Below are 12,577 nucleotides of genomic sequence, written 5' to 3'. Positions count from 1 at the left end.
GATCCATCCGATGCCACTGTGATCTTGCCCAGCGTCGGCCGGTGACCAGCAGCTATCGCGAGCTCCGCGCACTCCTATCCGCCGCCGGCAGCCGCTCGGGCCTGGTGATCGGTTCCCTTGGACCTGCTGCCGCTGCCGCCACCGCTGCAGAGCACGGCCTCCAGGAGCCCACACCCAGCGGCGACCGCCTCCTACTGGAGGCCTGCCATGACGCTGGGGACAGCGGCGCTTTCCTCTGCCTGCGCTGCCACGTCAGCCACCCACTGGAGGAGAAGCTGCGCGGCATCCATCGCCAGTTCGTGGGTGAATACGGCCTGGACCTCCTCGCACTGGCCTCCTACGCCCTTGATGAAGGCGGTCGCCCACTCGATTACCTCCAGCTCCGCGCGCAACCCACAGCCTCGATCGCTCCCTTCACGGCCCAGGTGATCTGCAGCTACGACGCCAGCCGCGGCGCAGGCCTGCCCCACTGGGCCCGCACCAAGCTCCAGGCGCATGCCCCTCTCAAGGCGTACCTCAAGGAGCACGGACTGCTTCTCATCTCCCCGTGGGCCCTGCTTGCCGACACCAGCGGCAAGCGGATTCGGGAGTCCATGGCGTTCTTCGGGGTGGGGGCACTGACCAGTGATCGGGCGGTGGCCCTTCATGCCGCCTACTGCGCGCAGTACCCCCAGGCCAAGGAGGCCTACCGCAAACGCACCGGCCGCAGTTCCGGATGGGACCCATCCGATGCCTTCCTCGAGGGCATCGCTCCAGATCTCTCGCCCCAGCTCACCCGTGACCATCTGCTGGCGATGGACCAGGCCCTCCGCAGGTTGCTCTCCCAGCACTGGCTCGGGAGTCTGGAGCGCCAGGACGGGCAGGGGGGCCACCTGGAGGTGGCTGATCCCTCCACCCTCCACGAGGTGATCGAGGACGACAGCGAGTCGCCCGCGGAGCAACTGCGCCGCATCCATTCTGCTCTGGAGCGCGCCGCAGCCTCCGTGCTGCCCTCCGTTCTGACACCCGCTGCAGCCGATCCCAAGCTCCATTGCCTCTGGCAGGGCTTTGGGGAGGGACTGACCAACACCCCCCTGGCTGAGCGCTGCGCTTGCTCGCGCGGCACCGTGAGCAAGAAGCTCCGCCCTGAACAGCACGCCACCACCATCGCCCGCCAGGCCGCTTCTGAGCTGCTGCGCCATCCGGCTTTCTCCGCCCTCGCCACCTCAATCACAGATGTCGAGCGGATGGTGGAGGCGTTGCGGAATCACCTGCTCAACCCGGAACGAGAGGGTGACATCGCTCCACTGCGCCGCTGGGTGCACCAGCATCTGCCCGTGCCATGACCACCACCCCCGCCAGTTCTCCTGCCTTCGAGCCTCTCGAGGCCTTCCCCATCCCAGAGGACGCCATCGTGCTGCCTGCTGAGGTGTGGCGCGAGGAGCAGGTCCTGAGCAGTCAACCCAGGGAGTGGCGGCGGCTGGCCCTGGCGGCCCTGGGGCAGGCCATGAAGGAGCGGCATCTCAACCTGCCGCTGGGACCCGAAACCGATCCGACAGACCCTTCGCGCTTGCTCTCGCTCAACCGTTTTGCTGTGCAGCTGGCCGTCACCGGCCTTCTCTCTGATCAGCTGACCTTTGGGGCAGCTCCCTGGCGGGATTCCGCGACAGCTCCTCAGCTGTTGCTGGTGGCTGCGATCGATGACGACAGCGGCATCGTTCACTTCCCGGGAGTGCTAACCGCCACAGAAGTGGTGGCGGCCATTGGGAGAACAGACCCGGCAGCGGATGAGCTGATGCTGCCGCTTGCGACCTTTCCCGGCGGCGTCGAGCGGCTCTTCACCCTGACGGCACTGCTCGATCCAGCTGCTCTGCCACGCCAGACCCTCACCCCTGCTGCGCAACCGTCAGCCCTGGTCCGTGTGCGCGACTGGCTGGAGGGTCTGATGCCACCGCCGCTGGCAGATCTGGGCGCTGAACTCGTGCCGCTCACCGCCGCTGCCTTCCGCGGGGGGGGCCTCACCGCCGACACCCCCATCCCCGGAGCGTTGGCCGTGCTCTCCATCCCCCTGGGCCTCACGAATGCCGGCGAGCTGGAGTGGGGAGAGGCCGCTCGCCGCTGCATCGAGCGCTTTCAGTTGCTCCTGATTCCCATCACCGAGCCAACTGGTGGCGACGACCTGTCACCTGAGCGACTCACCCTCCGCCTGATCGGAGAACTGGAGGGCGATCTGCTGCCCGATGGACTGGAGCTGCTGGCCGTTCAGGGCAGCCGACGGCTCAGCATCCGCTCCAACACCAGCACATCCCTGGAGCTGGAGCTGCCGGCTGCACCGGAGCTGATCGAAGTCACCCTCACCCCACCCGGCGGCAGGTCGCTGCTGCTTCCGCCTCTTCAGCTGCCGGGGGGCTGAGATGGAGAGCATCGATCTCGTTCTCCAGCCAGCCGATGCAGCCGATCAGCTTCAGGTCTTTCTGATCAGTGCTGTTGGCACCCAGGCGTTCTCGGTGGTGATCCCGCCGGAGCTGGCTGGCCTGCAGGGCTGATTCAAAGTGTCAGCAGGGGTTGGGCTCTGGCTGACGCATCGCCATTGCCATCAGCGCCCTGATGTCGTGCATCACGGCCTGCATCCCAGCGCGGATTGACCGAAACCCAGCCAGCCGCAACAGGTTGAGCGCTGCCGTACGCAGCGTGGCCATCACCCCAGCGCCATTGCCGCGGTAGCGGTGGGCATCCTCATGGAGCTGGGTGTCACGGATCCAGTGCCAGCCCTCAATGCTCCAGCGATCTCGCACCAGTTGCAGCAGGGCTTCTGGGGTGGTGCGCAGGCTGGTGAGAAACAGGTGGATGGCCTGAAACGGCTTGCCTTCTCTGGTGCCGGTAGCGGTCATCTCCACAATCCAGCTGGTGCCCGCCCAGCTCTCGCGGATGTGCTGCGGTGCCTCCTTTGCCCGCAGCGTCCAGGTGATGTCGCGACCGTGGCTGATCTCATGATCCGTTGCCACAAAAGGGATCGCGCGCTTTCCCTGGAACTGGCTGGCAATCTGGCGGTGCAGGGTGCGCTGGTTGGCTTTGACGGTCAGCAGGAAGTCGGCCCCCTGCTCCTGGAGGAGTTGAAAAACGGGCTTTGGGTATGGAGTGCATCCGCTTGGATCAGTACACCGTCCAGATCCATCTCACCGAGCAGCTGTTTGAGGACCGCCCGCTCATGGTTCTCGCCGGTGGCGTAGCAGGCCTGGCTGATCGCCACACCCAGGGCGGCGGAGTAGAGCGTCACCTGGGCAATGAATGCCGAGCCGCCACCGGGCGTGGGCTCGATCGAGCCCCTCAGCGTCTTGCCGTCACAGATCAGCTGATCGAGATCGGCTGCACCACCTGGGATCTGGGCGATTGTCCAGTCGCGGATCGCAGCGCAGAGACCGCACGTCCACCTGGCGAAAGAAGTAGCGGAAGGCGGAATCGGAGGGCGGACGCCTGAGTTCGATGCCCAGTGCCTCGCACAGCACGCTGTGGTGGCGAATGGCAAAGCGCTCCAGATCCCGCAGGCTCTGGCAACGGCTCAGGATTCCCAGCAACGCCACCAGCAGCAGATACCAGGCCGGAATACGGATCCCGCGCCGCATCCGCGCGTCCGGAATCGCCTTGAGAAAGCTGATCAGGTCGAGATCAGTGGCGGGAAGAGCGGTTTCGGGCACAGGAAGAGCGCGATTCCGCTGACCTCAACCCATGCTGACAGCCCCGACCAGGCCGCCTGTGACACACTTTGAATCAGCCCTGCCTGTTGAGGCAACGGTTTTCGAGGAGGGTCATGGCCGTGCCATCACTTGGAAGCTCCGCGCCAAACAGGCACCAGCGCACTTCCGTGATGCATGGAGCGGGGCACCAGCTGTATCGTGGAAGTCGTCGCCGTTGGCATTCGCGACAGCATGACCTTCCGGCAGACCCATTTCTTTCTCACCAGCCTGCGCTCCACCCCATAAGCCCTGCTGCAACTGGTTCGGGATCGCTGGAGCATTGAAGGCTGGCACTGGATCCGTGACACCCAGCTGGATGAGGACGCCTACCGCTATCGGGGCAACGGCGCCGGAGCGATGGCGAGGCTGCAGACAGCCGCTCTCAAGCTGCTGCGACTGGGCGGCTTTCAGTCCATCCGTTCAGGGATGCAGAGTTTGTCCTATCATATCGCGTTGCTGTTGGCAATGGCGAAGCGTCAACCAGCAGCCAACTCTTGCTGAGACATTGGATCAGCCCTGCCATTGCTATACTGCCATTGAGTGGAAGGACTATGGGCCTTAGGTCGAAACTGTGAATTAGCCTTGAGCACCGCCTTGTGATCGCATCGCCATTCTAGACTAACTTTGAAGAACCTTTGCACAGTGACACTAAAACAATTGAATAAAAACAGCAGCCGATTCCGACCCTCCAAGTTGTCCTTGGACACCCTACTGTGTTGTTCACGAAATCGGCACAGCCTCACTCCCGCTAGAGGCAAAAGGCGAATAGCCGTCATCTCAAGCTTATTTGACTTTGCAACTACCATATCAGATAATCACCAAGAAGCGGCTAAATGCTAATCAGGAATATCATCAGTGCGGCCCGATATAAGTTGGGTGGCGCTAAGGTAATGAGCGTGGGCTACATCCGCAAGATGGCGGAGAAGGCATCTAATAGTAATGATCTGCGCACAGCAATTAAAATCGTAGTTAAGGCCCTAATACTTCATCCTGACTGGACTTCGCTGCGTCCATATCTGTATCAGATTGTGTCAGAGCATAGAGTACGGCTTGGGAAGCTCGGCGTAATGGACCCCTGGCAACTCGTGCCTGCTAAAATCATTGATTGTGCAATGCGGGATCCATATTGGGTCAAGTTAGTCTTGCTTAACCCAGCCAGGAGCTTCACTGTCAATGACCCAACAAGATACAAAGGCTTGATCCGTTCCTTCATGAGCACGATTGATGGAATCACCATAGTCGAAGGATGGGTATCAAGCATGGACAAGACATTCATCGCCTCACTTCGTGCCATAGATAATCTTGGGCATTCATGTAGCTTAAAAGATGCTTGGTTCTACTGCGACCCGGAAACAGATGAACGGGCCCGCGAACAAAATATTCAGGAAGAAGCGCAGAGTTACTTCCGCGTTGTTGTCTATTGCGAATCTATTCCCAGCTTCATTAGCTTGAGTTGCCTGCTAGGACCTTCAGAAGCCTGTTTGTCACAAAACGCGATTTCAGCAAGCGTACCTTCGTCAATTGCTTCTGCTGCAGAGGCCATCATTGGAGGATTTACTTCCAATGAGTATATCGATAATGTATTTGGCCCATTTATTGCTCGATACACCAAAAAAACGCAATTGAGCTTAGACAACAGATTCTTGTCAACAGGTACTGGGGCAACAAGTCAACAGCCATTGTCACAATCATTATTATTGTCCAAAAAATGTCTGTTTTGAACTTACAGCTTAGCAGAATCGGGAGCGATAGCCTTATTGGAGAATGTGAAGTCATTTTGGTTGTTGACGAGAGCACATGGTGCTTGGAAGCTCAATCTAGTATCATGGTCTTTAGTGAGATATATGGCCTTGACCTTAGGGTAGTGATTGCGCGGGGGGCTAAACATGCTCTTGGATATAATGTAATTGCCGACAGAATGGCCTCAGAAGCTCTAGGCAGATACCTTGTATTTCTATCTCCGGAATGCATTCCGCCCGATTTAAGCTTTCTAGAATGTTTTCTTAGTTGCTTCGCGGAAGACTCCTGCTTAGCGGCGCTCAGCCCGTTACTGGCAACCCACGATTATTCTATTTTGGGTCCCGAGATATCTTTCAATCTGGACTCTCCCACTCCCAGAAGTGTCTTGAACCCAAATCACGGCTTGACCACTGATTTCATGCCAGTCTCAGGGCAACATCATATTTCAGCCATTAGAGCTGGATGCATGATGATCGACAAGCTTGCTTTTGACATCATTGGAGGCTTTAATCTTGATTACATTGATGGAGATCATCAATATATAGAGATTTGCCGTCGTTTAGCTTCCCATGGGTTTTCATTGGCTGTTATTCCTGGTTTTATTCATGTGCTATTAAGTGATCGGCGCATTATGTCCGATGTGAGTGGTAGTGAGCTGGATGCACTAACAAGGTACAACGAATATGTCTGCTCCCGTGATGCCGCAGTGAATTTAACTAATGACAGAGAGGCATAGTGGCACTTAGGATCCTAACGCTAAGTCATAGTCACCCAGACCTCCAGCCTGGAGGGGGGCAGATTGCGGCCTACAGGCTTTTTCAAAAGCTTGACAAACTAGAGGCAGTACAGGCGTCTTTCTTTCTTGCAGCACGGCAAGCCACTAATTCTGGTCGAATCGCAAAGCGCCGTTCCAAAGAGTATCTCTGGGATGTAGATATATCCAATTATTTTTACATGACAGCCCAGAACCCGGCAGCTAGCCTGACAGCATTATCCAACTTTGTAAGGGAGTATGAACCCACGCATATTCATTCTCATCATTATTGGCCTTTTGGGCTTGAGTACCTGTGGGCCATCAAGGCCGTTGACCCAGGGATTAAAATCATACTTACACTACATGAAATGCAAGCAATATGTCTAAACAATGGGCAAATGGTCAAAACAAAGACTAATCAACTATGTCAAGAAGAGTCGCCCTTGGATTGCAACCGATGCTTCGCGTCTATACCTGAGGTCAACTTCTGGATTCGCAAACAACGCTTTCTGACCTACTTTAAACACGTTGATCAGTTTATTGCTCCTTCGTTCTTTATTCGTGATAGGTATGTTGACTGGGGCCTCTCTAGCGAGTCAATTGAAGTAATTGAGAATGCTCAGAATCCCAAAGACTCCCTGTTAGTCCCTAGATCGCTATTGCAGGGCGAAACGCGATCCCGCTTTGCGTTCTTTGGCCAAATAAATCCATACAAGGGCGTGGATGTCCTCCTGCGCGCATTGACAAGACTTGGCCACAAGGCGTTAGACTTGAACTTGGCGATATATGGTGCGAACCTTGAGGTTCAGCCTGCCGAGTTTCAGCAAGAGATTAATAGCCTATTGGCTCCATTGGTCAAGTCTGGAATCGTTGAAGTGTGCAAGTCCTATCAGCATGATCAAGTCCAAGAGATTATGCATCGCTATGACTGGGTTGTTGTGCCATCAATATGGTGGGAAAATTCACCAATGGTCATTCAGGAGGCTTTCTCTTGCTGCAGGCCTGTAATTGCTTCTAGTATTGGGGGGATGGCCGAGAAAGTTATTCACAACTCTAATGGAATTCTTGTTGAGCCTGGCAGTATCGCTGATTGGTCAGATGCGCTATTGTGCGCAAGCAAGTATACCAATGAATGGGACGAGTTATGTGCCAAAATCAAGCCACCAGACTTAGGGATTGATTGCGCCATGAAGCATGCCGAGTTGTTTGTTCAAGTTAAATAGACCCTGGATTAGCAGAGAACACATACAGCTTTAAAGCGATAGCCCTTGGGCCTGTATTGGCAACTTGAATAATCTGCACTCAACCTCGGCACTGGGAGCATATAAAGCCATTAGATGGCAGGAGACCATCAAACTCTGGCCATAAATACTGACCAGTTATCATGCAATCCGGGTTCTTGATTACCCATAAATCTCCGCAACCCTGAGTTTCCTCTCCGTGCAAGGCATACGGGCGCCGAGAAGGTGTTTGGCTGGATCAAACAGTGGGGTGGTCTGCGCCAGTTCAAGCTGCGCGGCACCTAAAGCTGAGTGTGGTGTCTGGCCTGCAGGTGATCGCGTACAACCTGACCAGGCTGGGCAACCTGCTCAGACCGGCCCTGGCAACGGAATGAACAGATCGTTGCCCAGAGGTGTGACCAGGCGGCTGGGAGCAGGGAGCCCCAACTGTCAGATTACAATCTGGTTGAGGGGTCGCGCCAAACAAGTTGACTGCTCCAGCGGGCGTGCGCTGAATCCTAGTGCCATGCGCAAGGTGCCGGGGCATGCCCGCTCCACTCATCACTCAACAGATTGCACTTTACATGTCCAAACTACGAGCCGGCAGCCGCCTGCAGGTGGCTGCCGCTGCAGCGTATCCGACGACAATCTGGTTGAGGGACGTCAATCTGATTGACACTGGACATCCGCTGCTATTCCTCACGGGGCCAAAGCCAGCGCGATCGATTCGGGCTTGCCGTACCTACTTGGCCAGGCTACTGATCGGCAGACCCAGACCCAGACCCAGACCCAGACCCAGACCCAGGGCCACAGCCGTGCAACTCAGCCCCTCACTGAGGCAGGGCGCGACGGCCTCCTGGTTGGGCTGAGCCGCCAACAGCGGCTTCTGGTCTTGGACGGGTTAGCGATTGATATATTGATATACAGTCTCAGGGTCATGTCGTAACTTCTATCGATCTGTCCACCAAATCAGGGCCACCCCAGATGGGCCCTGCACAGAAAAGCCAAACAGCTTACAGCTAGTGCGTGTCGATGGAGGGGGGGGGGGGGGGGAGGAAGTGTCCCTATATGCTTTTGCACAGTGTTCAATCAGATACAAAACCAACATGAGTGACACCAAGATACAAGCCGCGGCGATTGACGTCCCAATTGAAGAGCTTATCAAGGAATTTGACAAAGACTTATTCGCTCTTGTTGCTAAATATCATTCAGCTAAAATCAAAAGCACTTCACCTGTCCAGGCAATGACGAGAGGAAATGCTTACCAGACAATAGGGATGAGAGAGGTTTTCCTTCAGGGTTTCCGACCGGCCGACGAAGATATATATTCTGGTATGTGCATGGCGGGTCAATCCTTCGTGGACTTGGGATGCAACCTTGGCGAACGAACTAGGATTGCAGTCCGTAATAATGCATCCTTTGCTGAAGGTATCGAGTACGAGGAGTTCTTCGTAGGGGTCGGGGCGCTAGTTAATATCTACAATAAGATTCCCCGAATAATCTTGCGTCAGGGAGACGTCGCCCAGCCTGGTTGCCTGAAGTCTGACTACGATATTGGCGCTTGCTTCTCTGCCTTCGTCTACGTCCAGAAAAACCTGGAGGAGCTTCTCGGGCGGATCAAGCGACTTTTCATGCTAGAGACGCATGCACTGAAGACTGGCTGGTTTCACCATTACATCGCCACTGTCGAGCCGTATATGCCTCACTGGATCATCTATGACGTAAGTGGCCATGGAGGAATCTATGAGAACAGCCACCGCGCTTGCATCGCGTTCTCCCGTAAAAAGAATACCCTTCTGGGAATCTCACCGACTCGCTCGCACGAGCTTGGAATTCGTAATAAGAACATTCGGGACATTGATATCAAAGCAAGCGCCCTATTCATGGGGATGTTCGGCGAATCTGGCCGCAATTCCCCCCAGGCTTTCCAGGCGTTGCGCGAAGAACTCTCCACCCTGGTAGATCCATCCGACGACAAGATCACTGCCTGTTTGCGTGCCACCATCGTGGAGCTTGAGCAAGACTGCACGCCAACTCGGAAAACCGGGTTCAGGTCTGACGAGTATTGGTTGCAACTGTTCCGAGGTATGGTCGAATTCCATACTTCTGGCGAGATGTCGCTAGCGAACAGTTATCTGACCTACATGCGTAGCATCAGCAAGAGGGGAGAATATGACCCGGGCATGAGAAGACTGCTGCTAGACGACAGCGCAGCAGCCGATCGCATGCGGCTTCGCATCAAATCTTTCTTTGATATATTGCGGACAGGGGTCAATTCGTCGCCCATCGTCGCTTTCAATGCAATATCACTTGACTGCGCTGCTGACTGCGGCATTGATCTGCACCCTATTCCTGCAGCATATATCATAACCGATAAGCAAACTCGGCGATACTTCTGCAACTGGTTTGATGGCTATCACCGAATTGCGGCCCTTTCCCTCAGCGGTGCAAAGACAGCCAGATGCATGTTTTCGTGGACTAACTTGCGCCCTCCCTTTCTCAACTACGATGGAGCTTCCAATAAAGAGGAGCTGAAACTCAGTTGGTCCGATCCCAACGTAAGAAAGGTTGTGGAGCTCACTTTCGATCAGCTTCTGTGCAGGCCTTAGTCCTAGCCAATGTCAGTCAAGAACTTCTCACGCTTGGAGAGCTGCTTGGTGGTGGCCTGCTCGTAGTCACAGAATCTCAACTGCCTGCCACCCATCACCCCAGTCTTGGCCTGTGATCACAGGAGCATTGTCCCGTTATCATCCTGGGTTGTCCAGGCTTTTCCTAGAATCACGGGGCCCGGATAAGCCATAAAAAGCACCAGCTGTGTAACCGGTTAACGTGCATCTGGACGAGAGAGACTATCTATTGACACGTCGACGGATCTCCGAAGCACAACGTTGACCGGCACGATCGAGCGTATCAACAACTGGATATGCGGTGACATACGAACTGATTATGGCATCCTCCTTTATAAGACCGCTACGGATCTTATACTGAGCTCTATTCACGAGCTCATTCTTTGAATGATGGTCACCAATGCTCGTGGTGATCGCGCACAGAATTAGGTCAACATTATTGCCCCTCCCCACTGGTAACGTGCCAAACCCATAGCTGCTTGCAAATGTAGCGAGCTTCCTGGCGCCCCTTGGCGAAACAAGGTAACCATCTGTTCCACAGTAAAGCAGTGGCTTACCACTTCTCCTGCTCCTTTGCAAATACTCATAGTTGGAGTCCATAATCTGAAGCAACTCTGAACGCGAGAACAGGAACCTATTCGGAATCCCAGTCAGCGAGCCATCTTTAAATCGCACTTGTGAGTAGAGCTTCTCACATGTCCGACCATTTACGAATATAATATCAGCATCATTGGGAGCTTCGTCAATGGCCTTTGAAATTGCATCGCCAGCATAAGGTAAAAAGAATGCGTCATCCTCAACAACTAATGACCATCTCTTTTCGCGGTTGGCGATCTGGCCCCAAAGCTTATAGTGGCTTAATGAGCACCCAAGATGTCCTTCCTCGCCAGGCTCAGGCCCAATTCCATTGGTTTCCAAGAATTTTGAATAGTCAAAGTCCGTCTTCCGAGCGTCAACAGCTTCAAACAGATCAAACATGGTCTCGAAAGGGTAGTGCTTGACAAAAGAAAAAAGTCTTGTGGAATCCTCAAGGCAGATAAGCTTCACTCTGTAGTCATCACTCTCTCTAGTTGGCTGGGCACAGTCTTCAAAGTACAGCGCTCCTGCAAGATGCGAGAGGAACGTACTGTTTGCCAAGCTCTGGGGATCACAAAAGAGGGCTTTGACAGCCTGAGTATCTCTTGCCTTGCAAGCTTCATAGATTGTTGAATTAAGGCTCTGAGTCGACACGAGCTTTGGCTGGTGATTCGTTGATGAGTTCTGAGGTAGGTGCTTATTGTTAGCCGGCTTCGGCCCCTGGCATCGTTGGCCTAGGGCGGGAAGAACAGTGTTCGCACTCAGTGTAGACCTCTTGTGGAGTTCTGCCCCCTAGGGAAACTCTGAGCAACAAGGGCTTGAGCGGTCCCTGAGATCAGTCATCGCCGGATTGCTCCTGTGGATGGGCTCAGGGATCGATCTGCGCCCAATCAGTGTAATCTAATGCACCTTTGTTCTGCCTTGCACCCGTGAGTGGCTTCGTTCGGCCAAACCACGCCCCTGCGCATCGAGTCGCAAGCAGCTGACGCCGCGCCAGAAATACGTTCGTGAGTGCAGCGATCACATTGACCTTGCAGCGGTTTTTGGCTATGCCACGCAGCCGGGTCTTCTGGAACCCGAATTGCTGTTCGAACACCCGGAACGGATGCTCAACCTTGGCGCGAATGTGTGCTTTGGCAGTTCCGACCAGATCATCCAGTCGACCCTCCGGCGTATCCGGCAGTACTCTGCGCTTTCCTGGTCGCATCGCGACGCGAGAGCCGATCCCACGCCCCTTCCTCTTGTCTCGCTTCTCGATTCCCTGGTATCCAGCGTCGGTGTAGACCACCTCCTCATCGCCATGCAGGAGATCAGAGGCTGGGGTGATGTCATGCACGTTGGCGGCCGTGGTGACGACCGAGTGGATCAGGTCGGAGTCCTTGTCAACGCCGATATGGACCTTCATCCTGTAGTACCACTGGTTACTCTTCTTGGTCTGGTGCATCTCCGGATCCCGCTTGCCGTCAATGTTCTAGTGCCTCCGGCACACTCGGGCTTCGCCTTCGTAAAGGTGGAGCTGGGGGCGGCGGTCAGCGTGGCATCAACGATCGTGCCATGACGCATCGTCATTCCACGCTGGCTCAGGTGGGCCTTGATCGTTTCATAGACGAAGTCATCTGCGAAGCAGTAGATCAGGTCACTGATCAGGTTGATGCCCGCAAAACGGCGCATGGCGGGCACCTCGATCAGGGCATCCTCCATCGCTGGAGCGCTCAGCGAGTACCAGTGCTGCATCAGGTGGATCCGCAGCATGGTGGCCAGCGGATAGGGCGGGCGGCCGCCTTTGCTGCTGGTCCTTGGGTAATGGGGCTCGATCAGAGCCATCAGGCCCTGCCATAGCACCACCGCGTCCATCTCCGCCAAGAACTTCTCCCGCTTGGTGCCTTCTTAGCGATGGACTGCTCGTAATCGCCAAATCCCAGCTGCTTGCTGCCCATCACCCCAGTC

The 12,577-nt window shown here is 55.4% G+C and carries 9 protein-coding genes and 3 pseudogenes; 8 read left to right on the top strand and 4 right to left on the bottom strand.

The annotated features are described in order from the left end of the window. Positions 1-41: 41 nt before the first annotated feature. From IQ220_RS04470 to IQ220_RS15985, 3 genes are read left to right on the top strand one after another with little or no spacing between them, the layout of a single operon-like run. Positions 42-1,325 carry a hypothetical protein gene (locus tag IQ220_RS04470; protein WP_193913289.1) on the top strand — a complete coding sequence of 428 codons (1,284 nt, stop codon included), beginning with the start codon at positions 42-44 and terminating at the stop codon, positions 1,323-1,325. Then, on the top strand, positions 1,322-2,392 hold the full coding sequence (locus IQ220_RS04465; protein ID WP_193913287.1) for a hypothetical protein: 1,071 nt from the start codon (positions 1,322-1,324) through the stop codon (positions 2,390-2,392). The genes IQ220_RS04470 and IQ220_RS04465 overlap by 4 nt, the downstream gene beginning before the upstream one ends. A 1-nt stretch (position 2,393) precedes the next feature. Further along, positions 2,394-2,525 (top strand): hypothetical protein, encoded by a 132-nt coding sequence (locus IQ220_RS15985; protein WP_255510817.1) that lies wholly within the window; start codon positions 2,394-2,396, stop codon positions 2,523-2,525. A 9-nt stretch (positions 2,526-2,534) separates the two neighbouring features. Here IQ220_RS15985 and IQ220_RS04460 read toward each other — a convergent pair. Beyond that, positions 2,535-3,095 (bottom strand): annotated as a pseudogene (locus IQ220_RS04460) (ISAs1 family transposase); the annotation flags it as partial. Between the two features lie 225 nt (positions 3,096-3,320). Next, the gene (locus IQ220_RS04455; RefSeq protein WP_193913285.1) at positions 3,321-3,674 is read right to left on the bottom strand and encodes a transposase family protein; all 354 of its coding nucleotides are present in this window, start codon (positions 3,672-3,674) and stop codon (positions 3,321-3,323) included. 929 nt (positions 3,675-4,603) lie between these two features. On the opposite strand from IQ220_RS04455, the gene IQ220_RS04450 reads away from it, so the two are divergent. The 5 genes and pseudogenes from IQ220_RS04450 (at position 4,604) to IQ220_RS04430 (ending at position 10,036) form a co-directional block, all read left to right on the top strand. Continuing rightward, positions 4,604-5,434 carry a hypothetical protein gene (locus IQ220_RS04450; protein WP_193913283.1) on the top strand — a complete coding sequence of 277 codons (831 nt, stop codon included), beginning with the start codon at positions 4,604-4,606 and terminating at the stop codon, positions 5,432-5,434. Between the two features lie 422 nt (positions 5,435-5,856). Then, a complete protein-coding gene (locus IQ220_RS04445) occupies positions 5,857-6,189 on the top strand; it encodes a glycosyltransferase family 2 protein (protein WP_193913281.1) in 333 nt (110 codons plus the stop codon). After that, entirely contained in the window at positions 6,189-7,430 is a 1,242-nt protein-coding gene (locus IQ220_RS16415; protein ID WP_193913279.1) for a glycosyltransferase, read from the top strand. The genes IQ220_RS04445 and IQ220_RS16415 overlap by 1 nt, the downstream gene beginning before the upstream one ends. A gap of 231 nt (positions 7,431-7,661) precedes the next feature. Continuing rightward, positions 7,662-7,822: pseudogene (locus tag IQ220_RS04435) on the top strand (transposase); the annotation flags it as partial. Positions 7,823-8,533: 711 nt separating this feature from the next. Continuing rightward, entirely contained in the window at positions 8,534-10,036 is a 1,503-nt protein-coding gene (locus IQ220_RS04430) for a class I SAM-dependent methyltransferase (RefSeq protein WP_193913277.1), read from the top strand. A gap of 240 nt (positions 10,037-10,276) precedes the next feature. On the opposite strand, the gene IQ220_RS04425 is transcribed toward IQ220_RS04430, so the two are convergent. After that, entirely contained in the window at positions 10,277-11,191 is a 915-nt protein-coding gene (locus tag IQ220_RS04425; RefSeq protein WP_193913275.1) for a glycosyltransferase family 25 protein, read from the bottom strand. A 412-nt stretch (positions 11,192-11,603) separates the two neighbouring features. Next, a pseudogene (locus IQ220_RS04420) lies at positions 11,604-12,567 on the bottom strand (IS5 family transposase); the annotation flags it as partial. Positions 12,568-12,577: the final 10 nt, after the last annotated feature.

This window comes from Cyanobium sp. LEGE 06113 (assembly GCF_015207615.1).
This window is presented reverse-complemented; position numbering and strand designations above follow the sequence as displayed.

Excerpts from the sequence above, each read along its gene's own strand:
- IQ220_RS04465 (WP_193913287.1), top strand. The coding sequence starts at position 1,322 with ATGACCACCACCCCCGCCAGTTCTCCTGCCTTCGAGCCTCTCGAGGCC.
- IQ220_RS15985 (WP_255510817.1), top strand. The coding sequence starts at position 2,394 with ATGGAGAGCATCGATCTCGTTCTCCAGCCAGCCGATGCAGCCGATCAG.
- IQ220_RS04450 (WP_193913283.1), top strand. The coding sequence starts at position 4,604 with ATGAGCGTGGGCTACATCCGCAAGATGGCGGAGAAGGCATCTAATAGT.
- IQ220_RS04430 (WP_193913277.1), top strand. The coding sequence starts at position 8,534 with ATGAGTGACACCAAGATACAAGCCGCGGCGATTGACGTCCCAATTGAA.